The sequence below is a fragment of the Thermococcus sp. genome (genome assembly GCF_027012695.1).
GTDB lineage: Archaea > Methanobacteriota_B > Thermococci > Thermococcales > Thermococcaceae > Thermococcus.
In genome coordinates, this window is the sequence record NZ_JALUYR010000096.1 from 1 (window position 1) to 21,204 (window position 21,204).

30 protein-coding genes, 7 tRNA genes and 1 pseudogene are annotated in these 21,204 nt (G+C 54.2%); 10 read left to right on the forward strand and 28 right to left on the reverse strand.

Features of this window, described 5'->3' with window-relative positions; translation table 11 throughout:
* The 3 genes from MV985_RS07590 to MV985_RS07600 form a co-directional block, all read right to left on the reverse strand.
* On the reverse strand, nucleotides 1-1,103 hold a 1,103-nt coding region (locus tag MV985_RS07590; protein WP_297464998.1), incomplete at its 3' end, for an amidohydrolase.
* A 204-nt stretch (nucleotides 1,104-1,307) separates the two neighbouring features.
* Nucleotides 1,308-1,763, reverse strand: a complete 456-nt coding sequence (locus tag MV985_RS07595) for a PIN domain-containing protein (protein WP_297464954.1) — start codon at nucleotides 1,761-1,763, stop codon at nucleotides 1,308-1,310.
* Between the two features lie 98 nt (nucleotides 1,764-1,861).
* On the reverse strand, nucleotides 1,862-2,143 hold the full coding sequence (locus tag MV985_RS07600) for a hypothetical protein (RefSeq protein ID WP_297464956.1): 282 nt from the start codon (nucleotides 2,141-2,143) through the stop codon (nucleotides 1,862-1,864).
* A 162-nt stretch (nucleotides 2,144-2,305) separates the two neighbouring features.
* On the opposite strand from MV985_RS07600, the gene MV985_RS07605 reads away from it, so the two are divergent.
* Nucleotides 2,306-2,383, forward strand: a tRNA-Ala gene (locus MV985_RS07605).
* Between the two features lie 11 nt (nucleotides 2,384-2,394).
* Nucleotides 2,395-2,472 (forward strand) — tRNA-Val (locus MV985_RS07610).
* Between the two features lie 1,147 nt (nucleotides 2,473-3,619).
* Here MV985_RS07610 and MV985_RS07615 read toward each other — a convergent pair.
* The 3 genes from MV985_RS07615 to MV985_RS07625 all read right to left on the reverse strand — a co-directional run bounded on the left by MV985_RS07615 (nucleotide 3,620) and on the right by MV985_RS07625 (nucleotide 7,205).
* Nucleotides 3,620-4,960 (reverse strand): FAD-dependent oxidoreductase, encoded by a 1,341-nt coding sequence (locus MV985_RS07615; protein WP_297464958.1) that lies wholly within the window; start codon nucleotides 4,958-4,960, stop codon nucleotides 3,620-3,622.
* 103 nt (nucleotides 4,961-5,063) lie between these two features.
* Nucleotides 5,064-5,867, reverse strand: coding sequence for an S-methyl-5'-thioadenosine phosphorylase (gene mtnP, locus MV985_RS07620; RefSeq protein ID WP_297464961.1), 804 nt, complete (start codon nucleotides 5,865-5,867; stop codon nucleotides 5,064-5,066).
* A 39-nt stretch (nucleotides 5,868-5,906) separates the two neighbouring features.
* Nucleotides 5,907-7,205, reverse strand: a complete 1,299-nt coding sequence (locus MV985_RS07625) for a hypothetical protein (protein WP_297465000.1) — start codon at nucleotides 7,203-7,205, stop codon at nucleotides 5,907-5,909.
* Between the two features lie 171 nt (nucleotides 7,206-7,376).
* Between MV985_RS07625 and MV985_RS07630 the strand changes: the two genes are divergently transcribed.
* The 5 genes from MV985_RS07630 to MV985_RS07650 are packed head-to-tail and all read left to right on the forward strand — an operon-like array spanning nucleotide 7,377 to nucleotide 10,573.
* Nucleotides 7,377-8,723 (forward strand): signal recognition particle protein Srp54, encoded by a 1,347-nt coding sequence (locus tag MV985_RS07630; RefSeq protein ID WP_297465002.1) that lies wholly within the window; start codon nucleotides 7,377-7,379, stop codon nucleotides 8,721-8,723.
* Complete coding sequence (locus MV985_RS07635; protein WP_297464963.1) at nucleotides 8,720-8,962, forward strand: Lrp/AsnC ligand binding domain-containing protein; 243 nt, start codon at nucleotides 8,720-8,722, stop codon at nucleotides 8,960-8,962. Before MV985_RS07630 ends, MV985_RS07635 begins: the two co-directional genes overlap by 4 nt.
* A gap of 4 nt (nucleotides 8,963-8,966) precedes the next feature.
* Nucleotides 8,967-9,467 (forward strand): YkgJ family cysteine cluster protein, encoded by a 501-nt coding sequence (locus MV985_RS07640; RefSeq protein ID WP_297464965.1) that lies wholly within the window; start codon nucleotides 8,967-8,969, stop codon nucleotides 9,465-9,467.
* 54 nt (nucleotides 9,468-9,521) lie between these two features.
* The gene (locus MV985_RS07645; protein ID WP_297464967.1) at nucleotides 9,522-10,238 is read left to right on the forward strand and encodes a phosphoribosyltransferase family protein; all 717 of its coding nucleotides are present in this window, start codon (nucleotides 9,522-9,524) and stop codon (nucleotides 10,236-10,238) included.
* Entirely contained in the window at nucleotides 10,238-10,573 is a 336-nt protein-coding gene (locus tag MV985_RS07650) for a hypothetical protein (RefSeq protein WP_366085337.1), read from the forward strand. The genes MV985_RS07645 and MV985_RS07650 overlap by 1 nt, the downstream gene beginning before the upstream one ends.
* Here MV985_RS07650 and MV985_RS07655 read toward each other — a convergent pair.
* Nucleotides 10,556-11,002, reverse strand: coding sequence for an Lrp/AsnC family transcriptional regulator (locus MV985_RS07655; protein WP_297464969.1), 447 nt, complete (start codon nucleotides 11,000-11,002; stop codon nucleotides 10,556-10,558). The genes MV985_RS07650 and MV985_RS07655 overlap by 18 nt on opposite strands.
* A 68-nt stretch (nucleotides 11,003-11,070) precedes the next feature.
* On the opposite strand from MV985_RS07655, the gene MV985_RS07660 reads away from it, so the two are divergent.
* Both MV985_RS07660 and MV985_RS07665 read left to right on the forward strand, forming a co-directional pair.
* Nucleotides 11,071-11,148: transfer RNA gene (locus MV985_RS07660), tRNA-Arg, on the forward strand.
* Between the two features lie 258 nt (nucleotides 11,149-11,406).
* Nucleotides 11,407-12,168 carry a metallophosphoesterase gene (locus tag MV985_RS07665; RefSeq protein WP_297465006.1) on the forward strand — a complete coding sequence of 254 codons (762 nt, stop codon included), beginning with the start codon at nucleotides 11,407-11,409 and terminating at the stop codon, nucleotides 12,166-12,168.
* Between the two features lie 10 nt (nucleotides 12,169-12,178).
* Here the strand turns inward: MV985_RS07665 and MV985_RS07670 are convergent, their stop codons facing one another.
* Complete coding sequence (locus MV985_RS07670) at nucleotides 12,179-12,478, reverse strand: FUN14 domain-containing protein (RefSeq protein WP_297464971.1); 300 nt, start codon at nucleotides 12,476-12,478, stop codon at nucleotides 12,179-12,181.
* A 106-nt stretch (nucleotides 12,479-12,584) separates the two neighbouring features.
* Between MV985_RS07670 and MV985_RS07675 the strand changes: the two genes are divergently transcribed.
* Nucleotides 12,585-12,914 (forward strand): PadR family transcriptional regulator, encoded by a 330-nt coding sequence (locus MV985_RS07675; protein ID WP_297464974.1) that lies wholly within the window; start codon nucleotides 12,585-12,587, stop codon nucleotides 12,912-12,914.
* Between the two features lie 94 nt (nucleotides 12,915-13,008).
* Here the strand turns inward: MV985_RS07675 and MV985_RS07680 are convergent, their stop codons facing one another.
* The 20 genes and pseudogenes from MV985_RS07680 to MV985_RS07775 form a co-directional block, all read right to left on the reverse strand.
* Entirely contained in the window at nucleotides 13,009-13,167 is a 159-nt protein-coding gene (locus MV985_RS07680; protein WP_297464975.1) for a 50S ribosomal protein L40e, read from the reverse strand.
* 54 nt (nucleotides 13,168-13,221) lie between these two features.
* Nucleotides 13,222-13,309, reverse strand: a tRNA-Leu gene (locus tag MV985_RS07685).
* Between the two features lie 39 nt (nucleotides 13,310-13,348).
* Nucleotides 13,349-13,954, reverse strand: coding sequence for a 30S ribosomal protein S2 (gene rpsB, locus MV985_RS07690; protein ID WP_297464977.1), 606 nt, complete (start codon nucleotides 13,952-13,954; stop codon nucleotides 13,349-13,351).
* 13 nt (nucleotides 13,955-13,967) lie between these two features.
* Nucleotides 13,968-14,993: a hypothetical protein gene (locus MV985_RS07695; RefSeq protein ID WP_297464979.1), complete on the reverse strand. Its 1,026-nt coding sequence runs from the start codon at nucleotides 14,991-14,993 to the stop codon at nucleotides 13,968-13,970.
* A 6-nt stretch (nucleotides 14,994-14,999) separates the two neighbouring features.
* Nucleotides 15,000-15,173, reverse strand: coding sequence for a DNA-directed RNA polymerase subunit K (locus tag MV985_RS07700; protein ID WP_297465008.1), 174 nt, complete (start codon nucleotides 15,171-15,173; stop codon nucleotides 15,000-15,002).
* Nucleotides 15,174-15,222: 49 nt separating this feature from the next.
* Nucleotides 15,223-15,300, reverse strand: a tRNA-Pro gene (locus MV985_RS07705).
* Nucleotides 15,301-15,317: 17 nt separating this feature from the next.
* Nucleotides 15,318-15,515: a DNA-directed RNA polymerase subunit N gene (locus MV985_RS07710; RefSeq protein ID WP_297465009.1), complete on the reverse strand. Its 198-nt coding sequence runs from the start codon at nucleotides 15,513-15,515 to the stop codon at nucleotides 15,318-15,320.
* A 36-nt stretch (nucleotides 15,516-15,551) separates the two neighbouring features.
* Nucleotides 15,552-15,959 (reverse strand): 30S ribosomal protein S9, encoded by a 408-nt coding sequence (locus MV985_RS07715; protein WP_297464981.1) that lies wholly within the window; start codon nucleotides 15,957-15,959, stop codon nucleotides 15,552-15,554.
* Nucleotides 15,960-15,970: 11 nt separating this feature from the next.
* Nucleotides 15,971-16,399, reverse strand: coding sequence for a 50S ribosomal protein L13 (gene rplM / locus MV985_RS07720; protein WP_297464983.1), 429 nt, complete (start codon nucleotides 16,397-16,399; stop codon nucleotides 15,971-15,973).
* 6 nt (nucleotides 16,400-16,405) lie between these two features.
* A complete protein-coding gene (locus tag MV985_RS07725) occupies nucleotides 16,406-16,771 on the reverse strand; it encodes a 50S ribosomal protein L18e (protein ID WP_297464985.1) in 366 nt (121 codons plus the stop codon).
* A 57-nt stretch (nucleotides 16,772-16,828) separates the two neighbouring features.
* A tRNA-Leu gene (locus MV985_RS07730) sits at nucleotides 16,829-16,916 on the reverse strand.
* Between the two features lies 1 nt (nucleotide 16,917).
* Nucleotides 16,918-17,700 (reverse strand): DNA-directed RNA polymerase subunit D, encoded by a 783-nt coding sequence (locus MV985_RS07735; protein ID WP_297465011.1) that lies wholly within the window; start codon nucleotides 17,698-17,700, stop codon nucleotides 16,918-16,920.
* 30 nt (nucleotides 17,701-17,730) lie between these two features.
* Nucleotides 17,731-18,150 (reverse strand): 30S ribosomal protein S11, encoded by a 420-nt coding sequence (locus MV985_RS07740; protein ID WP_297464987.1) that lies wholly within the window; start codon nucleotides 18,148-18,150, stop codon nucleotides 17,731-17,733.
* A complete protein-coding gene (locus tag MV985_RS07745) occupies nucleotides 18,147-18,689 on the reverse strand; it encodes a 30S ribosomal protein S4 (protein ID WP_297464988.1) in 543 nt (180 codons plus the stop codon). Before MV985_RS07745 ends, MV985_RS07740 begins: the two co-directional genes overlap by 4 nt.
* 5 nt (nucleotides 18,690-18,694) lie before the next feature.
* Nucleotides 18,695-19,147 carry a 30S ribosomal protein S13 gene (locus MV985_RS07750; protein WP_297464990.1) on the reverse strand — a complete coding sequence of 151 codons (453 nt, stop codon included), beginning with the start codon at nucleotides 19,145-19,147 and terminating at the stop codon, nucleotides 18,695-18,697.
* A 36-nt stretch (nucleotides 19,148-19,183) separates the two neighbouring features.
* A tRNA-Ser gene (locus MV985_RS07755) sits at nucleotides 19,184-19,270 on the reverse strand.
* Nucleotides 19,256-19,843 carry a class I SAM-dependent methyltransferase gene (locus MV985_RS07760; protein WP_297464992.1) on the reverse strand — a complete coding sequence of 196 codons (588 nt, stop codon included), beginning with the start codon at nucleotides 19,841-19,843 and terminating at the stop codon, nucleotides 19,256-19,258. The genes MV985_RS07755 and MV985_RS07760 overlap by 15 nt, the downstream gene beginning before the upstream one ends.
* Nucleotides 19,844-19,895: 52 nt before the next feature.
* Entirely contained in the window at nucleotides 19,896-20,240 is a 345-nt protein-coding gene (locus MV985_RS07765; protein ID WP_297464994.1) for a hypothetical protein, read from the reverse strand.
* Entirely contained in the window at nucleotides 20,237-20,425 is a 189-nt protein-coding gene (locus MV985_RS07770) for a hypothetical protein (RefSeq protein WP_297464996.1), read from the reverse strand. Before MV985_RS07770 ends, MV985_RS07765 begins: the two co-directional genes overlap by 4 nt.
* A gap of 56 nt (nucleotides 20,426-20,481) precedes the next feature.
* A pseudogene (locus tag MV985_RS07775) lies at nucleotides 20,482-21,204 on the reverse strand (hypothetical protein); the annotation flags it as partial.

The window sequence follows — 21,204 nt, forward strand, 5'->3', positions numbered from 1 at the left end:
TAGAGGACGTCCTCATCAACGTTGAACTTCGGGTGATGGGGCGGGTAGATTATCCCCTTCTCCTCGTTCCTTATGCCCAGCGCCAGAAAGGCTCCCGGAACCTTCTGAAGGTAGTAGGCAAAGTCCTCGGCTCCCATTGACATCGCGACTTCCCCGTGTTTCAGGCCGTATTTCTCCGCCACCTTTCTCGCGAAGTCCGCCATCTCATTCGAGTTTATCGTCGGCGGGACGAGGTCTCTGATGCTGAACTCTGCCCCCGCCCCGTGGGTTCCCGATATGCCCCTGAATATCTCCTCCATCCTCCTTTTTATCAGTCCACCGACTTCGGGATTGTAATAGCGGAAGGTTCCCCTCAGGGTCACCTCCTCGGGGATGACGTTGAAGGCCGTGCCCCCGTTTATTGCCGTAACGCTCACCACTCCCGTCTCCACCGGGTTCACGTTCCTGCTCACTATCGTCTGGAGGGCCAGGATTATCTCGGCGGAGATGGGTATTGGATCAACGGTCTCGTGCGGGGAAGCGCCGTGTCCACCCTTTCCGAGAACCCTTGCCTCAAAGAAACCTGCTCCGGCCAGGAAGGGTCCTTCACGGATTCCAATCACTCCGCTTGGCAGTTCCATCCAGACGTGGAGGCCGAAGATCGCGTCAACCCCTTCCAGAGCGCCCCCTTCGATCATCTTAACCGCTCCGTTCCCGCCTTCTTCCGCCGGCTGGAAGATCAATCTCACCCTTCCGTTGAGTTCGTCTTTATGAGCGGCTATTATCTTCCCAGCCCCGAGGAGCATTGCGGTATGTGCGTCGTGTCCACATGCGTGCATCTTTCCGGGGTTTTTCGATTTATAGGGGACGTCGTTCTCCTCCTGGATCGGAAGGGCGTCCATGTCCGCACGGAGGGCTATGGTTTTCTTCCCCTCCCCGATATCCGCGATAATCCCGGTTCCAACGCGCCTGATTGAGTAGCCCCATCCACGCAGGTGCTCTTCCACTATCTTTGAAGTTCGCTCCTCCTCGTAGCCGAGTTCGGGGTGCATGTGGAAGTCCCTGCGCCAGGCTATTATCTCTTTCTCAATGTTTTTGGCTTCAGAAACGGGGTCTACGCTCATGGTGTCCACCGAATCGTATTTTGCCAGACATGAATATTAGCTTTTCGATGGTTGTCTTAATGAGCTATGCAACCCAAAGCATGCTCTACCAAATGAGAGTATATGTGTTGGAGTCCGGCAGAATTATCTGAACATCAAGAGTGCTTAATGGTATGTTGAGAGGATATAAAAAGCTATGAAGAAGGGAATGTTTGCCTTACTCGACTAACTCTTTCTCTTTTTACACTTTTCGGCAATTTGGGGATGCGCGTTCTTCATATGCGTCCTGAACTGACCCGCTGTCATCACGTAAAAGTAGTGCTGCCGCACCTTTGCCTTTCCCGTTTTATCTCCCGAGACCACAAAGTTCCCAAAGTGCTTAGTGTTCTGAGTCAAGAGAAACTTGGCCTTCACAGAATAGAGAACATTGAGGAACTTAATGTCGGATTCGTCTTTGATGGTTCTGACGAGATGAGAATCCTTGAAGAAATCCACGCGAGGCTTAACCTTCTTGGAGCCAGGAAGGACAATCCTCATGAGTTCATCTGCGAGAGCGAGAACTCCCTTTCGGTTCTTCCGGGACGCTACTTCCATGGCCACGATGGTGAGAGTAAACTTCATCTCCTCGATAATCTCATCCGAAACGTAGTTCTCCAGGAACCATCCCTTGAGACAGTTCAAACTAAACACGCTGAACTTAAAGAAGGGGACCGGGATTTGAGAGCGCTTATCAGGATTGAAGTATCGAGAACCGTTTTGATTTTACCCCGCGGCATGAGTCACACCAGGCCGGCCCTCTTCATTTTGGCCCCAATGCGCTTAAACTTCTTAACCTCGCTCATTATTGCCGGGACACTCTTTGATGTTTCGAGAGGTTCAGGCTTCGCGCTCTTTGAGAACTCGCCGGTTCCCAGTTTACCCATAATCGACTTTACTTCAAGGAACCATGCAACATCCTCCGGTTTCTCGTGGATTTTCCTGGCTATCTTACTAATTAGATCCGCCGCCACCTCATCCCCGGAGAGAAATCTGAACTTAATACTCGTGGCCATCCTCCGCACCATTTCACCTTTCGCCTTCTCGCTCTTAAGGTTAACCCATCTCATTGCGTCTTCCTTCCGCCGTTTCCCTTTGCCGTGGCTCCCCTCGGTGGCAGCCTGGAGGGATTACCCTGACCGCAAAATTTATAAACCCGCCTAAATAGGTCATTACGGCGTTTGGATGGGCCGGTAGCTCAGCCTGGTATGAGCGCCGCCTTGGCAAGGCGGAGGCCCCGGGTTCAAATCCCGGCCGGTCCACCAACATTTGGGCTGGGCCCGTGGTCTAGACTGGTTATGACGCCACCCTGACAAGGTGGAGGTCCGGGGTTCGAATCCCCGCGGGCCCACCACAACAGCCCTTGCTTCGCAAGCGCTGGCGGAAGATCAGGTGCTTCTTCTAGAGATTCAAATTCCGAAAGGGTTTTTACTCGCCTGCTCCTTTGGGGAGTGTTTCACTGTCCAAAGCGCCCTTTGGGCGCTGATTAAAGTTGAAACTGTGTGAAGGGGTTAGTTTGAGGTTAAATCCCTTTAAACTTGCCCTCTGAATAGACACGACGGACCTTTTACTCTTTCATGAGAAGGGCATTCTTTGATCAAACTTTGCTTTGCAAAGTTTGCTTGCCTGCGCGACGTTGGAGCGAAGCTCCAACACACGAGACGATAGTTCCGTTGAGTTTGACCAAGGTTCGCGATTCTTTTTCGGAAGGATTCGCAGAGTGTTTGCACTTTTGGAAGGCCTTCAAATTGGGAATTTGATCTTAAAAGTTCAGTGAAGCGTGTTTTAATTCTTAAGAAGCGCTCTTTCGGAGCGCGGGAAAAATCATAAAACCCAATGCCACTTAATAAGAAATTCCAAGCTTTAACCGGCCTTCTGAGAGTGCAAACTCTCAGGAAGGAGCACTCAAAAAATCACTAACTTTGATGAAACTTTGCACCGCAAAGTTTCAGCGCTGGCGGAGGATTATATGTATTTTTAAGGATATTTGTTTAAGTGTTGGGTTTCTGTTCTATTGGCCTGTTTGTGAGTGTTTCACTCTAGAGAAACGTCCGAAGGACGCCAAAAACAGGGTTGAACTGTTCTAACGTGGTTTTTTAAAGTTGCCGTTAGTTAGTGCACGACTAATCACTGCCATTCTTGAATGGCAAGGGCTAAATTTTTGGTCAAGCTTTCCCAAAGCTTGCTCGCCTGTGCAAAACTTCATCAAAGTTGGTGGCTCTTTCCCCGGGTGTAATTCGCAGGGGTTTTCTGCGTGAAATCGGTTATTATTCTGGGCGTGAACTTTGTTTGGAATTCGCTTCCAGGGTTTGCACTTAGAAGACGCCCTACGAGCGCTGGAGGGAAGTAAACCCTCACACCGGGAACCGTATTGAGGGGGTTCCCTTAAGGGGTTTGTTTTAGGGATAAACCGCCAGCAATACGGTATAAAAAGGTACACACTTGGTGTTCAAAAATTCTCTGGATGAGACCCCTTTCAGATTTCAGAAAAGAGAGAAACCTCAGGAAGCCCTCAGCTTTGCAAGGGCATCCTCCGCGGCCTGCAGTATCTGGTAGCCAACTGGCGAGGCGGTCAACAGCGGGTGAGTCGCTATCTGGAGGGTGTAGAGCTCGCTTGCGGTCAGTCTCTTCTGGATCGCCAGCGCGAGGATGTTTATCATCTCCCCGACGCTCTTTCCGCCCGCTATCTGGGCACCAAGGATTGCTCCTCTGTCGCGGGAGAAGATTAGCTTAGCGGTTACAATCGAGGTGTCCGGGAACTTCGCCGGATGCCTGTCCGGTCCCTTTCCATAGCCGACTATGACCTCAAAGCCCTCCTTTCTTGCGGCCTCTTCCGTAAGGCCCGCCGCAGCCAGCGTCAGACCCCCAACATGGGTAGAGTAAGCCCCTATCGTTCTCCTGTTCTCCCTCACGATCTGGAGCTTGAAGAGGTTTGCACCAGCAATTCTAGCCTCGAAGGTGGCCGTCGAGGCGAGCATCAGGGGATAGGGTTTTCCGGTGAAGAAGTCGCGGTGTTCTACACAGTCACCGACGGCGAAAATGTCGGGATGGGATGTCCTCATGTATTCGTCGGTCCAGATGCCGTAGCGCGTAACCTTCAGACCGGCCTTGACGGCGAGCTCAATGTTGGGACGGTAGCCTATGGAGAATATGACTAGATCCGAGGGGATTTCTCTCCCATCCAGCAGTCTTACTCCCTCAACCCGTCCGTTTCCGAGAAGCTTCTCAACCTGACCGTAAACCACCTTTATACCCCGTTCCCTCAGCCTTTCCTCAACCATCTTGCTGAACTCCGGGTCGAATGAACTCCTGAGGAGTCTGCTTCTGACGATCATCGTTACCTCCTTGCCAAGTTTTCGTATTTCATCTCCCACCTCCAGAGCTATGAACCCGCCCCCGACTATTATTATTCTCCTGGCGTTTTCGATCCTCTCTCGGAGTTCTTTGAGGTAGTAGTAGTCCTTGGGAACGGTGTAAACGCCCTCAAGGTCGGTTCCGGGAAACTCGGGTTTGACGGGGTTTGAACCCGTTGCCAGAACAAGCTTTTCCCAGCCGATCTCTTTCCCGGATCGGGTTTTTATCGTGTGGGAGTTGGGGTTGACCTCAACAACCTCGTCGGTTAGAATGTCCACGCCCAGGGGCTCAAGGAACATCTCAACTGGGAGAACGTCGTCGTCAACGCTCTTCAAAGTTCCGAAAACGTAGGGGATTCCGCAGGGAATCACGCTCACCTTCTCCCGCTTGATAACGAGAACACTCCTGTTGGGGTAGAACCGCCTGGAGGACATGGCGGCCGTTATTCCTCCGGCACTGGCACCCACGATAACGACGTCATACCTCATCATACCACCGGTAACAGTTGGGGGAGGGGTTATTAAACACTTTCCTTAACCATGGGTTTAGAACGTAAGCTCATTTGGGGAGAGAAAAGAACGGAAAGGGGCATCAGTCTCCTGTTGCTCCCTTGAGTGCATCTTTGCAGGGACAGTTGCGCTCCTTTGGAATGTACTTGATGGACTTCATGATGAGGTACTTTATCTCCTCACCTTTCTTCGCCATCAGCTCTACGACTTCCCTGTGGGTAAGCTTCTCCCTGCTGATCCCCGCCGCGAAGTTCGTCACTATAGCAACGCTCGAATAACACATCTCGAGCTCCCTCGCCAGAGCGGCCTCCGGACACTGCGTCATCCCGACAACGTCGGCCCCCAGTATCTTCAGCGCCCGCACCTCTGCCCTGGTTTCGAACCTCGGCCCCTCCATGCAGGCGTAGGTACCTGCCGGGTGGTAGGTGAGTCCAAGCTCCCTGGCGGCGGTTATCAGCGCCTTTCTCAGTTCGGGACAATAGGGGTCCGTGAAATCGATATGAGCGACGAACTTCCGATCGTGTGGGCTGTCCTCACCGTCGTAGAATGTGTAATCGCGCTTTTTAGTAAAGTCCATGAGCTGGTCAAGGATAACAAAATCGCCCGGCTTCATGGCTTCGTTGAGGGAGCCAACGGCCGAAGTCGAGAGAATCCTCTCCACACCAAGTTCGTAAAGAGCCCAGATGTTGGCCCGGTAGTTTATCCTGTGGGGTGGAACGCTGTGTCCTTCACCGTGCCTCGCGAGAAAGGCTATCTCCTCCCCCTCATATTCTCCAATCTTAACCTTGACCTTGCCGTAGGGAGTGCCAACAAACTCCTCCCTGACGTTCTCGAGCAGCTCTGGATCGTAGACTCCGGAACCCCCTATAATCGCTATCCTCGGCATGGTATCACCTGAATGAAAAGGGATCGGAAGCTTAAAACGTTAGCCCTCATCCCACAGGACGCGCTGGGACTCGGCCCTCTCCTGGATGTCTTCCCTGACCTCGCCACCGGCCTGGAGCTCGAGTATCTTCGCCAGTATTTCGCTCAGCAGCCAAGAACCCCACCGGGGATCCTTGACCTCCAGGGCCGCGTCAATGGCCCCGTCAACGTCTCCTTCTTTGAGCTTCGCAACGGCTATGCTGCCGAAGGCCAGAGAGCGAAGGTAATTACCCCGAACCCGCGAGGCAAAGTGCCAGGCCTTCTCAAATTCCCCCAGCTTCGCGAGGTAGGTCGCCACCTTAACGAGCAGAACGTCGTCCACTGTGTTCTCACCTATCTTCTCCACAACGGGAACGTACTCCCTCCCCACCGGTTGGGCCAGAAGTCTTTTCATCAGGAAATCCGCAAGCCTTCCGAACTCATCGCCCTGGGTGAGACCAAGAAGTCCTTCGAGTAGTTCTGCCCTGTCCAGCGAGGCCTCCACTATGCTCTCCAGTATGGAAACCCTACGCTCCTCGGGAAGCTTTCTCAGGATCTCCCCCACGAACTCCAGCTCCCCGGCGCTTCCCAGTCCCACCAGAAGGGATTTGAGAACATCAAAACCCGTTTCACCGGAGAGGGACAGGGCTATGTCCACGAACTTCTCGTAGGTGGCCCTGGGAACCTGCGCGGTTTTTAGATACCTGGCGACCTCCTTCATCGCCTCCCCAAGCCAGTACTCGCTTCTCAGCTCACGGAGTATTCTTATGGCACTTCCAAATTCCTCCCGCTTGAGGTGAGCTTTAAGGGTCTCCACCGCAGCTATGGAACGCCAGGGCTCGTCCTCCATCCTGTTTACTATGAGGTATGCCCTACGCATGTTACCCCGGGACAGGTAGGCCCTGAGTACCTTAAGCAGAGTATCGTTACGTTTTACCCCATCTACTATATCGTTGGTGTAGAAGAAGGCATCGTCCACCCTGCCAAGTTCCAGCAGCCTTGCCACAAGTTCCTCGAGGAGTTCGTCCCGGAGGGGCTGGGGGAAACCCAGAATCACATCGTGGACCTCGGAGAAGACCTTGCCAGCGGACTTGGAGCCCGTTTTGTGGAGGTAGGTTCCTATCTCAATGAGGGCCTTAGTCGTCAGAAGGGGGTTGTCCAGATGGGCCACGGCGCTGAGGGCGTACCTGAAGGCCTTTCCGTACCCGGGTTTTTTAGCACGGTGCATATGGTAACCGATTCTTGCGTAGGTGACCGCCCTCAGGTACCCGTCCCTGATGTTGGAGGCCAGCCGGAGGGCCTCGTCAAAAACGTCGGCCATGCTCTCCACCGGATTTTTTTAGGAGGGGTGTGTATTTAATCGTTTTCATGGGCGATTCAAACCGTCGTAAACAACCCCCTACGAGGTGGTCGTCAGGAGCACAACCGCCATTGCAGCCGGGAACCCAACCGTTTATAAGGTCTCGCTTCCCTCTGAATACGGTGGGTGAAGATGGCCCTTGAACAGCTCGGGAAGGCACTCAACAGCGCCCTCAGGAAACTCGCCCGTTCAAGAACGGTTGATGAAGCGACGATAAAGGAGATAGTGAGGGACATACAGAGGGCGCTCATTCAGGCTGACGTGAACGTCAGGCTCGTTCTCCAGTTAACGAAGACGATAGAAAAGCGCGCCATTGAGGAAGAGCCTCCGGCTGGAGCGTCGAAGAAGGAGCATATAATCCAGATAGTCTATGAGGAACTCACCAAGTTCCTTGGAAAGGAGGCGAAGCCCCTTGAAATAAAGGAGAAGCCAACCGTCCTCCTCACCGTCGGTATCCAGGGGTCAGGTAAGACCACGAGCGTGGCGAAGCTCGCGAGACACCTACAGAAGAGGGGTTACAGGGTCGGCCTCGTATGCGCCGACACCTGGCGTCCGGGAGCATACTACCAGCTCAAGCAGCTCGTTGAACCCCTTGGAATAGAGGTCTTTGGTGATCCCAACGAGAAGGACGCGGTGAAGCTTGCTAAGGAAGGCGTTGAGTACTTCAGGAATAGGGGCGTCGACGTTATAATAGTGGACTCGGCTGGAAGGCACAAGGAGGAGTCGAGCCTCATCGAGGAGATGAAGCAGATAAGCGAGGCGATAAAGCCCCACGAGGTCATACTCGTCATAGACGGAACCATCGGCCAGCAGGCCTACAACCAGGCTTTAGCTTTCAAGGAGGCCACTCCAATAGGCTCAATAATCGTCACCAAGCTCGATGGAAGCGCGAAGGGTGGCGGAGCCCTCTCAGCGGTTGCCGCCACCGGTGCACCGATTAAGTTCATAGGCGTCGGTGAGAGGATTGACGATTTGGAGGCCTTCGACCCCAAGCGCTTCGTTTCCAGACTGCTCGGCATGGGCGACATTGAGGGCCTCCTCGAGAAGCTGGAGGAACTTCAGAAGCAGCAGGAGTTCAAGGAGGAGGACATGGAGAAGTTCCTGAGGGGCAAGTTCAACCTCAAGGATATGTACGCCCAGCTCGAGGCGATGCAGAGGATGGGACCGCTCAAGCAGGTGCTCCAGATGATACCCGGACTCGGCTACTCCCTGCCGGACGATGCCGTGAAGGTCGGTGAGGAGAAGCTGAAGCGGTACAGGATAATAATGGACTCCATGACAGAGGAGGAACTGGAGAAACCCGAGATAATCAACTATTCGAGGATAAAGCGCATAGCCCGCGGTTCCGGGACAAGCACCGCCGATGTCAGAGAGCTTTTAAACCAGTACAACCAGATGAAGAAGATGTTCAAGAGCATGGACAAGAGGAAGCTGGCCAAGATGGCCAAGAAGTTCAACCTCGGGGGGTTGGGAATATGATCGAGGCCTTCGTGCTCGTGGTGGTTAAACCCGGCTATGAGGAGGAGGTCTACAACGCCCTCAAGAACGCCAACGGCCGGATCAAGGAGATATACCGGGTATACGGCGAATACGACATCATTCTCCGCGTGGAGGTCGGGAGCGTCGAGGAGCTCGACAGGTTCCACGACGAGGTTTTGCGGAAGATTGACCACATCGAGATGACGGAAACGCTGATAGCCAGCTCCTACAGGGGGTGAGGGGTTGGAGAAGAGATGGGTCGCGACCGTTGACCTCGAAACCCTCGAGGTCGAGCACGACCCATCCTTCAAGTTTAAGTGCATAGAAAACTGCGGGCGGTGCTGCAGGGATCTGGAAATACCCCTCCGCGATGAAGACATCGAGAGGATAGAGGAGCTCGGCTACAGCGCCTGGGAGTTTGTGGACTATGACAAAATGTTCTACCGCGGGGGCAGGTTCGTGGGTTATGCCATAAGGAAGAGACCCTTCGATGACGCCTGCATCTTTCTCGATACCGAGACCAACAGGTGCCGCATCTACGGGTACAGACCCCTTGCATGCAGGCTCTACCCCTTCATCTTCGTCCGGCGCGGAAGGAAGATGGAGATATACGTCAAAAAGGACTCATTCTGCCCCGGCATAGACCACCCGGAGGGCGAACCCGTCACCGGGGAGTTCCTCCTGAAGGAGTACAGAGACGTTCTGGAAGAGTACCAAAAGAGGACTGTGAAGCCGTCCAGATGACCGAAACATATTTATGCATTTTTTTGTTAACTCCGGGGCACCGGAGGTGATGGTATGAGCCAGCTAAAGTCCGTTCAGGAGAAACTCAGACTCATCACGGTTCTCAGGCTTCTCAAAAAAACCTATACCTACGAGGAGCTCTCCAGGATAACGGGTCTTCCCATAACGGTGCTCAACAGGTACGTCCGGGGGAAGGTTCTTCCAAGCACGGAGAGGACTAGAAAACTTCTGGAACTGCTCCTCCCCTACCTGAACCTGGAGGAGGAAGTGAAGAAGAGGATAAAGTTCGACGAGAGGGGTTTCTTCGATAACATGCCCGTCCTCAGCGACACCGCGCTGATGAGCCTCATAGCCGAGGAGGTTGCCGGAAGGTACATGGACCTGAACGTGGACAAGGTTCTAACGGCCGCAACCGACGGAATAGCCCTGGGCGTTCACGTTGGAAGGGAACTGGGTGCGGATGTTGTCTACGCCAAGAAGAAAAAGGAAGTCGGCGTCGAGAAGTTCTACGAGGTTAGCTACGTTCCCAGCGCATCGGGAAGCGTTACAACGCTCTACCTCCCGAAGTGGGCTCTCCGGAAGGGGGAGAGGGTCCTCATCGTTGACGACGTCATAAGAAGCGGGGAAACGCAGAGAGCTTTGCTGGAGATGTGCAGGCAGGCGGGGGCAAAGCCGGTCGGCATGTTCTTCCTCATAAGCGTCGGCGACATCGTGGATCGCCTAAAGGAGGAGTACAGCATACCCGTGGAAAGCCTCATAAGGCTGGAGTGATGGGGATGAAAGTTCTCATATACAACGCCGACGGCCTGACGATACCGGTGGAAATCGAACCCGGCCTCCCCTTTAGATTCCGCTGTGACGAAGAGGAGTGCGGGAAAGCTGTGGTGATAGAGGGCGTTGTGAGGCACGCCGACGAGGAGGAGTTCACAAAGATACTCGAGGAGACCGTTGAGGAAAACCCCGACTTCGCCAGGATACGCGAGATAGCTGCGAGGAACCTCATATTCGAAGGGAAGGTTAACGGAAGGGAGGTAATCCTCCCGGTCGAGAGCTTCGACGACTTTGCAAAGCGCTTCCTGGATGGGGTTTTAGTCCTCAAGTCCTAGTCTCGTATCCTCCTTTACCACCTGCATGGCAACGCTAGTGTTCGTCTTCTCAACGCCCTCAAGGGAGAGGAGCCATTTGACGAAACGGTTCATATCCTCCCTATTCCTGAACTTGGCCACGACGAAGATGTCGTACTCGCCGGTGGTATCGTAAACCAGCATCACCCGGCCGTTCGCCGCTATCTCGCGCTCTATATCCACTATTCTCCTTCCCCGGGCCTTCACGCCGATGACGGCGGTTAAACCGAACCCAAGCTTCTCGTAGTCAAGAACCGGGGCATAGCCTCTGATTATACCCTCCTCCTCCATCCTCCTGATCCTGTTGTAAACGGTTCCAACGGCCACCTTAAGCTCTCTCGCTATTTCCCTGTAGGAGAGGCGTGCGTTCCTCTGGAGTACCGAAAGTATCCTGATGTCCAGCTCGTCCACGTTCCCACCCCCCACCACTGGACCGCAAACTTTAAATACTCTTCCCCTTTGAGGTGATAGCGGGCAGTGGACCGGTAGCCTAGCTAGGACAGGGCGGCGGCCTCCTAAGCCGCAGGTCCGGGGTTCAAATCCCCGCCGGTCCGCCATCAATCGGTTTTGAAGTCCGATGCATTCTACCGCGGTTTTCCATCGCAACATTCTGCGGGTCTTGATGGCATTCTGCGGTGTGCGTCGGCGACCCAAACCCGCGAGACAAACAGGTGGAGGTGAGAGAATGGTTGAGGATGCGATACTGCTCTACCTTGCCGCCATACGGCGTGAGGGGAAGAATCCCAGGGGCCGAAAGCCTTAAATACTTCCCCTCTTTTAGTTAACAACGGTAAGGAAAACCGGAGGTGATCGCAGTGGTATACGTCGCTGTTCTGGCCAACATCAATGGAAATCTGCCGGCGCTCGCAAAGGCCCTGGAGAGAATAGAAGAGCTCAAAGAGGAAGGATACGAGATCGAGAAGTACTACGTTCTCGGCAACATTGTCGGACTCTTCCCCTATCCCCGGGAGGTTCTCGACACTCTCGACGACCTCATCAAAAACAACCTGGTCTACGTAACCAGGGGTGAGTACGATCAGGTGATAGCGGAGAGTGATCCACACGCCGAGGGACCTGATTACATAGACCGGGTTGATTATCCCGAATACATCAAAAAGGCCCTCAAGTACACCTGGGAGAAGCTTGGCCACGAGGGGAGGGAGTTCATAAGGGACCTGCCCGTTTACATCGTTGACAAGATCGGTAAGAATGACATCTTCGGGGTTTACGGAAGTCCCCTCGACCCTATACACGGAAAAGTCCTTCCAGATCAGCCGAGTTCTTACTATGAGGTCATAATGAGGCCCGTTAAGGACTACGAGATACTTTTCGTGGCTTCACCGAGGTATCCGGTAAACGCGAGAACTAGGTACGGCAGGGTGGTCTGTCCGGGCAGCATAGGGTACCCTCCGGGAAAGAAACACAAGGCCACCTTCGCGCTGGTTAATGTTGACACGCTCCACACGAAGTTCGTGGAAGTGGACTACGAGAACGAGAAGCGGCTTATAGAGGAGAGAATAAGACGGGAGGGCCTTCCCGAGGAGCTCGTGAAGATCCTCTACCACGGGAGGGTCTGAATCCCTCCCATCACCCCCTGTGAAATCCAAGGGCAAATCCGCCCATAAAGGCCGCGGTTCCGGGGAGAAGTGCCGCAACCTTCTGGCCGGCGCTCATTATCTCGTGGCTCCACTCACCGACGAGGTTGAACAGCCTGTCTTTATTGATTACTATTACCCCCTTCTGCTCGAGCCAGAGAAGGCTGACGACGTAGGCTCCTATCAGGGCCAGCGCCAGCTTCATAACCTTCTTGACCGCATAGCCGGTGACGAAACCCACGACGGCGCCAACACCCACGTCCCCCATCATGGCGTTCAGATCAAACTCCATTCCATCACCCGGTTGTATAAAGGTCCCCAAGGATAAAAAGTTACCGCCAAAACGTTTAAATTAAACGCCGAACAAATATTTCCAAATCATAAAACCGGGTGATAGCATGACGACACCCATGGAGAGGCTGAGGAATAAAATAACCAAAGAGGTGCTGTGGCTCTATATCCTCCGCCTTCTAAAGGAGAGGCCGATGTACGCATACGAGCTGAAGGAAAGGATCAGGGAGGCGTTTAACTTTGAACCCGCCACGGTCAGCTCGTACGTTGTCCTCTACAAACTTGAGAAGGAGGGCTATGTAACTGCCGAATGGCAGGAGAGCCAGACGGGGAAACCGTCCAGGAAATACTACAAGCTTACCCCTGAGGGCGAGAGGCTCCTTGAGGAGGGCATCGCGTTTCTAGAGAGCATGGTATCAAAGCTGAGGAGCGAATAGACGCCCGGTTTACGGGCAGAAGATTTCTAACCACCGGAAAAACCATGAAAAGTTGAGAAGAACACGGCAGGCGAAAATTTGGAAGGTACGGGACTCAGCGTCCCATTCCACCGCGCGGCTCCCTGGCCTTCGGGCGGAGGCCCTTGTAGCCGCACTTCCTGCACTTCTTTGCCTTCCACGGGTTGGTAGCGCCGCAGCGCATACAGATGTACTTCTTAAAGATCCTGGCCTCAGCCTCCGGAAATCTCGCCATCATGATCACCCCATGATCCTAACATCTTCACCTTCTCGGGTTGTTTTTAAGCTTTGGTGCGGGGGACGGGATTCGAACCCGCGCAGCCCTGCGGCAGCGGATCTTAAGTCCGCCCCCTTTGGCCAGGCTCGGGCACCCCCGCGCGAGCTAAACTAAAGGGGAGGTATTAAAAACCTTCCCCTCAGGTCCTGATGATCCTCATCTCAAAATCCTCGACCGGGACCTTGAAGTCCTCCCTGCTCTCGATTTCCTTCCTGTTGTAGAGGATCTCCCTCGCGAGGATCCAGTAGATGAGAGCCAAAGCTTTCCTGCCCTTGTTGTTGGTCGGGATCGCGAGGTCAACGAAGCTCAGGAAGTTCTCCGTGTCAACGAGTGCAACTATTGGTATGCCGATTTCAATGGCCTCCTTCATGGCCTGGTGGTCGGCCCTCGGGTCGGTGACGATGAGAACGTCCGGCTCCATGAAGTTCTTGACCTGCGGGTTGGTCATGGTTCCAGGGAGGAAACGGCCGGGTATGGCACGGGCACCCGTAACCTCGCCGAACTTCTTGACGGGCTTCTGGCCATAGAGCCTGACGCTGACCGCGAGAATGCTCTCGGGATCGAACCGGGCCAGGAACTTGCCAGCTACGCGAAGCCTCTCGTCCGTCTTCCTGACGTCAAGGACGTACAGGCCATCCTGTCTAACGCGGTAAATAAACTTCTTCATGTCCTGGGTCTTCTGCTGGGTGCCGATGTGGACACCCGCTGCAAGGTACTGGTCGAGTGGAACGAGATATTCCTCCATCCTTCACACCTCCTCATCCTTCAAAGGTTATTATCCTTCCCCTTTCGCCGAGATCCTCGGCGATTCTAATGAGTTCGTTCAGCTTGGCGATGGAGTCCCTCCGGAGTACCATCGCCGGGCAGCGAAGTCCCACCGACAAATGGGCCAGCGCCCCGTCGGAGGACTCGTATCGAGCCTCCGCAAGGATTGGAACGATCCTCTCCGACTTCGCATCGTTCACAAGGTTGTACAAGTCGGTGAGCGTGCCAAGGTTTATGGGTTTTATGGAAAGGGCGTTGTAGTAGCGCCTGTCAAGTACTCCCTTCTCCCGGAAGAGGTGTTCGCCGTCAACGAACACGCCGTGGGTCCCCGCTATGAGCTCGAGGAAGAGCTCCTCATCACCGAGGGGTTTTATGTAAGCAACGTTGTTGTCCTCGACCACTGAAAGAACTTCCTCAGCTCCAAGGGGCCTCTTCTGGACGAGGCCAAGGGCAACGTCCAGACCGAGCTCATCGGTGGCCTTCTCCGTGGCCTTTGAAAAGGCCTCCACCGAGCTCTCTTTGGCGTGCTCGAGCACCTTGTTGAAGGCATCCACCACGTCCGTAATCTCCATGAGGTCCCTAACTGTAACGTAGTAGTCAAAGGCCTCTCCGCCGGCCACCTCGAGTATCGGCACTGGAAGTTCGGTTGTGAACGTTCCCCCGAGATAGCTGTATAGTGGCATTTTTCTGACGCTGGCAGCGGCCTTCGCAACGGCCATCGATACCGCCAGGGCAGTATTGGCTCCTATGTGACTGAAATCCTCCGTCCCGTCAATCTCCCAGAGGTAGCTGTCAATGAGCTCCTGCTCGCTCGCGTCGAAGCCTATCAGCTCGGGCCCGATTATCTCATCGACCTCGCTAACGGCCCTATGGGCTTCGGCTATGTAGAGGCTCGGGTTCTCGTCTATCGGTGCGGCAAAGCGTCCGAATCCCGAGCTGGTGAGGACGTCAACCTCAACGGAATACTTCATTCCCCTGAGCACGGCAACCCTGCCGACTACGTTCTCTATCACCGTCATCTCGCATCAGCCCGGTCGTATTACGGTGATTGGGATGACCCCCTTCTCGAACTCAAGCAACGCGGCTTCCAATGGCGTGATCCCTTCGGGCACGTCTATAAGGACCGGGGCACCCATCGCTATCTGGAGGGCCCTGGCCCCTATAATGCGGGCCTTCTCAAAGCGGGTATACTTAAACACCATCATCACCCCTGCCTCCACTCCGGCTAAATCATTCCAGTGCAAATTTTGGTGGGGCCGCCGGGATTTGAACCCGGGTCTCCGGCACCCCAAGCCGGGAGGATAGACCAAGCTACCCCACGGCCCCCCAAGAAATGCGGTTTTTTAGTACACCTTGTAGACCATTACCTGATCTATCAGCTCGACGTGGCTGAGGAGCGTTCTCCTGCAGCAGTACCTCTCAACCCCGAGGTCGTCGAGCACCTTCTCGGGGTCCTCGCCCTTCTCAACACGGGCCTTGAACTCGTGGTACTTGTCTCCTATGACCTTCCCGCACGTGAAACACCTGACCGGGACTATCACCCGTATCACCTTCTCCGAATATTAAAGGATAAGGCATCAGCGGTAGGACTTCTGCCTCTTGGCCCTCGGACCCTTGGTTGAGCGGTTGGGCTTGTGGGGCTCGGTTCTCCTGCTGTCCCCAACGAGCATGGTTCTGTCGTACTTCATAAACTTTTCCTTCAGGTTCACATCGTTGGTCCACTCGACCAATGCGCGGGCTATGGCGACGCGCGCGGCCTCGGCCTGTCCCATAAAGCCACCGCCCTCGACCCTGACGTCGATGTCAATTCTGCCAACTATCTCCTCGCCCGCGAGGACGAGCGGCTCCATGATGGTGAAGCGCGCTATCTCTGGTTCGATTACCTCAACCGGCTTGTGGTTGATCCTTACCCTGCCTTTCCCTTCCCTGATGGTGGCTCTCGCGATGGCCGTTTTTCTCTTACCGGCAGTCTGGATGACCTTCATCTTCTCTCACCTCAGAACTTTCCACCGAGGAACTTAGCAACCTCGCCAACGGTAACGTACTTGGGGGTTGCGAGCCTCGACATATGGGCCTCCATTATCGTCTCAAGCTCCCTCCCCTCGAACTCCTTCGGAACGCCAACGTAAACCCTGAGCCTTCTAAAGGCTTTCCTGCCGCGGTCGGTCTTCCAGGGGAGCATTCCCCTGACGGTTCTCCTAACGATCTCGTCGCTTCTCTTCGGATAGAAAGGTCCTCTCCTCGGATTGGTCCTGGTCCTCAGCTCGGTCCTCTGCTTGTACTTGGCGAAGATGTCATCGCGGTTTCCGGTGATGATGGCCTTCTCGGCGTTGACTATGACGACCTCCTCGCCCTCAAGGAGCATCTTGGCGACCTTCGAGGCGAGCCTTCCAAGGATAAGTCCTTCAGCGTTAATTATCCTCATGGCCCATCACTCCATTATGATTACTCCACTACCCTTCGGGTTTCTCTCGATAAGCTCCTCAATGGTGAGGACCTCTCCACCGGCCTCGACTATCTTTTTCTTCGCCGTCTCGCTGAACTTCCATGCCGCAACGGTGACCTTGTGCTCGAGCTTTCCTGCACCGAGGACGCTTCCGGGGACAATTACGGTGTCCCCTTCCCTGGTGTAGCGGTTTATCTTGCTAACGTTCACTTCAGCCCTCTGTCTCCTAGGCCTCTCGAGGCGCCAGGCGATGTCCTTCCAGATTTTAACGCCTTCCTCGTTCGACTTCTTTCTGAGGTAGCGGATGAGCCTCCTCAGGTTAACGTCGGTGGGTCCGGTTCTCTTGACCATGAACATACCTCCTCAAAGCTCTCGCAGGGAAACCGACAGTTGACGGGGTGATCATTATGGTGCGGGGGCGGGGATTTGAACCCCGGAACCCCTGCGGGACGGGACCCTGAATCCCGCGCCTTTGGCCAGGCTCGGCTACCCCCGCGTCAGTCGGCTAATTTATGAAGCTCGTTTATAAATCTATCGCTCTTCCTCATCAGTATCTTGAGCGCTGTGCTCACCATTTCCTCAACGGGGAGCTCTCCATTGCTCTCGACGGTAAAGACGAATGCATTGGGAACGATCTCTTCTCTGATCTTATCCCCTTCGTAGGACTCGAACTTCCTGGGGAGGTAAAACGCCCTTGTGGTGGTTATGACCAGCTCATCATCGGTCTCTTCAACTGGTAATCCGCGTCTCTTTGCGAGCTCCCTGAGTTCCTCCCAGCCAGGAACTTCCCTGCTCACGTGGATCCTTGTGAGGTACTTGTAGTAGACAAAGCCCGGCTGCCACTTGGCGTGGTCCTTCCCACGGCCAAGCCTCGCGTAGGCGTTGAGCGTAAGCCTCTGACCCTCGGCGAGCTTGACTATGGGGATGTCGGGATTTGCTGGTTTAACACCCTCGTCATCGCTCCTGAGATCACCGGAGTAAACCATTCCGGGCCCCTCCGCCTCAAGGGAGAGGGTAACGGTATGATCATCGAGCTCGAGCGCATCTAGGGAGAACCTCTCGGCCGGAGTTGTAAGCGGAATAAGACCTATCCTGTGGGCGATTATCTCGTCGAAGAGGGCCGAGTCATTCTCGAAGAACTCGACCTCATCAACGGCGAAGGTCGGAACGTCGGCGAGAATGGTTCTCCTGAGGGCGTTGGCAAAGGGAACATCAATCCCCTCGATGATGAACCTTATCGAGTCCCCCGTTTTCTCAAGAATCTGGAACTTCGGTTCCATCGGCATCACCAAAAAAGGGATTTTGAGGGGTCAGACGCGCCTGCCCCTTCTCCCGCCCTTCGGCCTGGTTCCGTCGTGCGGGATGGGGGTGACGTCCTCCACCCTTCCTATCCTGAGGCCTGCCCTCGCGAGGGCCCTTATCGCGGCCTGGGCACCCGGACCGGGACTCTTGCTCTTGCTTCCTCCGGGGGCGCGGACCTTGATGTGAACGCCGGTGAAACCCTTCTCCATCGCCTCCTCAGCGGCCCTTCTGGCGGCTATCATGGCCGCATAGGGGGAGGCCTCGTCCCTGTCGGCCTTGACGACCATACCACCGCTCCACCTCGAGACCGTCTCGGCCCCGGTCAGGTCGGTGATGTGTATTATCGTGTTGTTGTAGGAGGAGTAGATGTGCGCGACTCCCCACTTCTCCTTCTTCTTTATGTTGACCTGCTGGGCTTCCTCGCTCATGCTTCACCACCCTGCCTGGCCTGTTCGATAACCATCCTCTCGGGGTGGCCCTCCCTCGTGAACGGAGAGGCCTTGGAGTACGCTATAGTATCTTCCTCCTCCTTAAGGACGAGATAGCCCGGGGAGCGGATGACCTGACCGTTTACCTCGATGTGACCGTGGACTATGAGCTGCCTGGCCTGCCTTATGGTCCTTGCAAGGCCCTTCTTGAAGACTATCGTCTGAAGGCGTCTGTCAAGGACGTCCTCGACGGTAAGCGAGAGAACGTCGTCGAGCACCGCATCGGCCGGGAGAAGACCGAGTCTGTTGAGCCTCTGGAGAAGCTGCTGCCTCTCGATTTCTGCCTGGCTTCCGCGGGCCGCGAGAAGTCTCCTCGCTCTCCTCCTGAATTCCTTGAGCTGGGTCTCGTGGCGCCAGAGCTCCTTCTTGTTCTTGAGGGCGTACTTCCTCATGAGAACCCTCTCGCGGTCGAGCCTCTCCTTAATCCAGGGGTGAGGGGGAGTCTCATACTTCTTCCTCTGCTTCTTTGGGTCTCCCATCTACATCACCTCTTCTTCTTTCTGCTCACACCGATGGTTCCACCGTGTCTGAAGTTTGACCTCGTCCTCTGACCACGGACGGGCAGACCGCGCTCAAGCCTTATGCCGCGGTAGGACTTGATCCTGCGGAGCCTGTTGAAGTCCTCGCGCCAGGCCATGGCAAGCTTGGCCGTGATGAGGTGGACGTCCTTACCGGTCTCGTAGTCTCTGGGCCTGTTGACCGCCCAGACAGGAATCCCGTGGGCAACCGGATCCTCAAGGATCTTCTCTATTGTCCTAACCTGCTCGTCGGTAAGGTAGCCGGTCTTCATGTAGGGGTCTATTCCCGCAACCCTGAGCACCATGGTTGCGAAGTTTATTCCTATACCCCTGATGCCCGTAAGGGCCCATCTGAGCTGCCTATTTCCGTCCAGATCCACCCCCGCAACGCGGACTATGTGTCTGAAGTTCTCGGTCATTACAAATACACCTCCATCAAATCCTTCCCAGGATTTTGGCGCCGGGACGGGGATTTGAACCCCGGTGGCCAAGAGGCCACGGGCTCTCAAGGCCCGCGCCATCCCAGGCTAGGCGATCCCGGCGTATACTCGGTAGCCAGATCCTCTAGCCAGTTCCCTCACTTCGGTGAAGTGGTCATCCATGAGCGCCTTAATATACTTTGCCCCCTGCCTCGTCTTGATGACGAGCTGGAGCAAGCCACCATCGTTGAGATGCCGGGGAGCGTTTATAACTATTTCCCTCAGGACTTCCTTTCCGGCGTGCACCGGCGGGTTGGTGATTATAGAGTCGAACTTTTCGCCCTTAACGGGCTCATAGAGGTTTCCCCATCTGACCTCGGCGTTTCTAACGTTGTTGATTTTTAAATTTTTCCTCGCGATTTTGACGGCGCGCCTGTTGACATCGGTCATCACCACGTAGTCCACGAAGCGGGATGCGACGATGCCAATAGCACCGTAGCCGCAGCCGAGATCGAGGACGCGCCAGCTCTTATCGAGCACCATGCTCTCTATGAGCAGTTCCGTTCCGCGATCGAGTTTGCCGAAGGAGAAGACTCCGCTGGCTGTTATGAATTTAAAGCAGTGTCCCCTAAGGCAGACCTCTATCGTTTTGGTCTTCAGCGGTGTGCTTGGCTCTTCGGAGTAGTAGTGGCTCATGATCGGAGGTAAGGGGAGGGGTTTATAAAGGTGGGGGGAATCACGTTTTTCTCTAGTTTGAGTTAACTTCTCCGCGTATCCTTTTTTGACTGACGAAAGAAATCAACCACACAAACACGGCAAACAGAATTAGTTTTAGGATGGTTTTTAAAGATGCTGTGCCGCGATAAAGGGAGCCGATCAGCACGAGTACAATGAGAAATGTCACAAAAGACGCAAACTTTTTGGGCTCCTTTAGCTCGTTCAGATCATCAACGAAGAGAAAAGCCATGAGAGTTACAGGAACGACTCCAGCAATGAAGAGGACTGCCTGAAACAGAGAGTTTGTGGAATAGTTCGTCACAGTCATGAGCAACAAGTACAACCCCAATCCTAAGAGCCCAAGAATTGCTCTCATCTCCGCCCCCTCCTGTACCATACTCTAAGAGGAATCGTCCCAAAGCTGAGGATAAGTGAGATTATTGGAGCCCATACTGCTGGGATCTTCTCATCCATGGCTCCCCATAATAAAGCATAGCCTACAAACACAAAAAAGAAAATTGGAACAGACCGAAGCAGTTCTTCTTCGGTTACTTTATCCAATCTTCTTCCCCCCTTCTATTTAGCATCTCTTCCTTCTAATTTACACTTTGTTGGATCTACCATGGCAATGCACACTGGATCAGACAGGGTACTAATTCAACCCCTAAACAGCCGGCAGATGCTAGCACTGTTGATTTCGTCGGATCCATCATGGCTATCGAACAGATATAGTAACAGATTTCCCACCAGCCACTATCTTGGGCCACACTCTGAAGAACACATCCAAGCACACAACTCCAGTACCCATCTACGGTTATTGTTGATCCCACTGCCTTTTCCTGGTTGTATTCTGGAAGTTTTAGTCTCACTAAGTGGGAGAGGTGCCTCAGCTCGTAGGCACACCTGCCCCAGACCCAGTTCGTCTCGTCACCTCTGCGAAGCTTCATGAGAACCTTGTTAAGAGTCCAGTAATACTCTGAAAGAGTCAAATTGTCGGCAGTGATAATCGTGTCGCCAACGGGTACAACCCTGTCCTCATCATCCGGAGCAATGTTCATTCCGGTGAGAAAGACCCGGTACTCACCAGTCTCAGGATCAGTGAATATCCTCGTGACGAGAGTGAAGTTGTACTTGTACTGGCTCCTCTCGGCGCGATAAACGAGGGCGTACATCGTGTAGTTGAACGTGCTGTTGTAGATGTTAATCCCAAGGAAAAGCAATTGTTCATGCTTTTTAGTCATGTTGTAAAGAGCAACCACCGAGACGTTTACCTTAGCAGTCAAGTTCGAAGCATTACAGGAGCTCGAATTGTGACAAGCGCATGAAGTGTTAGTCAAGTT

Coding starts and splice junctions, on each gene's coding strand:
- MV985_RS07615 (WP_297464958.1), bottom strand. CDS start 4,960: ATGAGGTATGACGTCGTTATCGTGGGTGCCAGTGCCGGAGGAATAACG.
- mtnP (WP_297464961.1), bottom strand. CDS start 5,867: ATGCCGAGGATAGCGATTATAGGGGGTTCCGGAGTCTACGATCCAGAG.
- MV985_RS07625 (WP_297465000.1), bottom strand. CDS start 7,205: ATGGCCGACGTTTTTGACGAGGCCCTCCGGCTGGCCTCCAACATCAGG.
- MV985_RS07630 (WP_297465002.1), top strand. CDS start 7,377: ATGGCCCTTGAACAGCTCGGGAAGGCACTCAACAGCGCCCTCAGGAAA.
- MV985_RS07635 (WP_297464963.1), top strand. CDS start 8,720: ATGATCGAGGCCTTCGTGCTCGTGGTGGTTAAACCCGGCTATGAGGAG.
- MV985_RS07645 (WP_297464967.1), top strand. CDS start 9,522: ATGAGCCAGCTAAAGTCCGTTCAGGAGAAACTCAGACTCATCACGGTT.
- MV985_RS07650 (WP_366085337.1), top strand. CDS start 10,238: ATGGGGATGAAAGTTCTCATATACAACGCCGACGGCCTGACGATACCG.
- MV985_RS07670 (WP_297464971.1), bottom strand. CDS start 12,478: ATGGAGTTTGATCTGAACGCCATGATGGGGGACGTGGGTGTTGGCGCC.
- MV985_RS07675 (WP_297464974.1), top strand. CDS start 12,585: ATGACGACACCCATGGAGAGGCTGAGGAATAAAATAACCAAAGAGGTG.
- MV985_RS07680 (WP_297464975.1), bottom strand. CDS start 13,167: ATGGCGAGATTTCCGGAGGCTGAGGCCAGGATCTTTAAGAAGTACATC.
- rpsB (WP_297464977.1), bottom strand. CDS start 13,954: ATGGAGGAATATCTCGTTCCACTCGACCAGTACCTTGCAGCGGGTGTC.
- MV985_RS07695 (WP_297464979.1), bottom strand. CDS start 14,993: ATGACGGTGATAGAGAACGTAGTCGGCAGGGTTGCCGTGCTCAGGGGA.
- MV985_RS07715 (WP_297464981.1), bottom strand. CDS start 15,959: ATGAAGGTCATCCAGACTGCCGGTAAGAGAAAAACGGCCATCGCGAGA.
- rplM (WP_297464983.1), bottom strand. CDS start 16,399: ATGAGGATAATTAACGCTGAAGGACTTATCCTTGGAAGGCTCGCCTCG.
- MV985_RS07725 (WP_297464985.1), bottom strand. CDS start 16,771: ATGGTCAAGAGAACCGGACCCACCGACGTTAACCTGAGGAGGCTCATC.
- MV985_RS07735 (WP_297465011.1), bottom strand. CDS start 17,700: ATGGAACCGAAGTTCCAGATTCTTGAGAAAACGGGGGACTCGATAAGG.
- MV985_RS07740 (WP_297464987.1), bottom strand. CDS start 18,150: ATGAGCGAGGAAGCCCAGCAGGTCAACATAAAGAAGAAGGAGAAGTGG.
- MV985_RS07745 (WP_297464988.1), bottom strand. CDS start 18,689: ATGGGAGACCCAAAGAAGCAGAGGAAGAAGTATGAGACTCCCCCTCAC.
- MV985_RS07750 (WP_297464990.1), bottom strand. CDS start 19,147: ATGACCGAGAACTTCAGACACATAGTCCGCGTTGCGGGGGTGGATCTG.
- MV985_RS07760 (WP_297464992.1), bottom strand. CDS start 19,843: ATGAGCCACTACTACTCCGAAGAGCCAAGCACACCGCTGAAGACCAAA.
- MV985_RS07765 (WP_297464994.1), bottom strand. CDS start 20,240: ATGAGAGCAATTCTTGGGCTCTTAGGATTGGGGTTGTACTTGTTGCTC.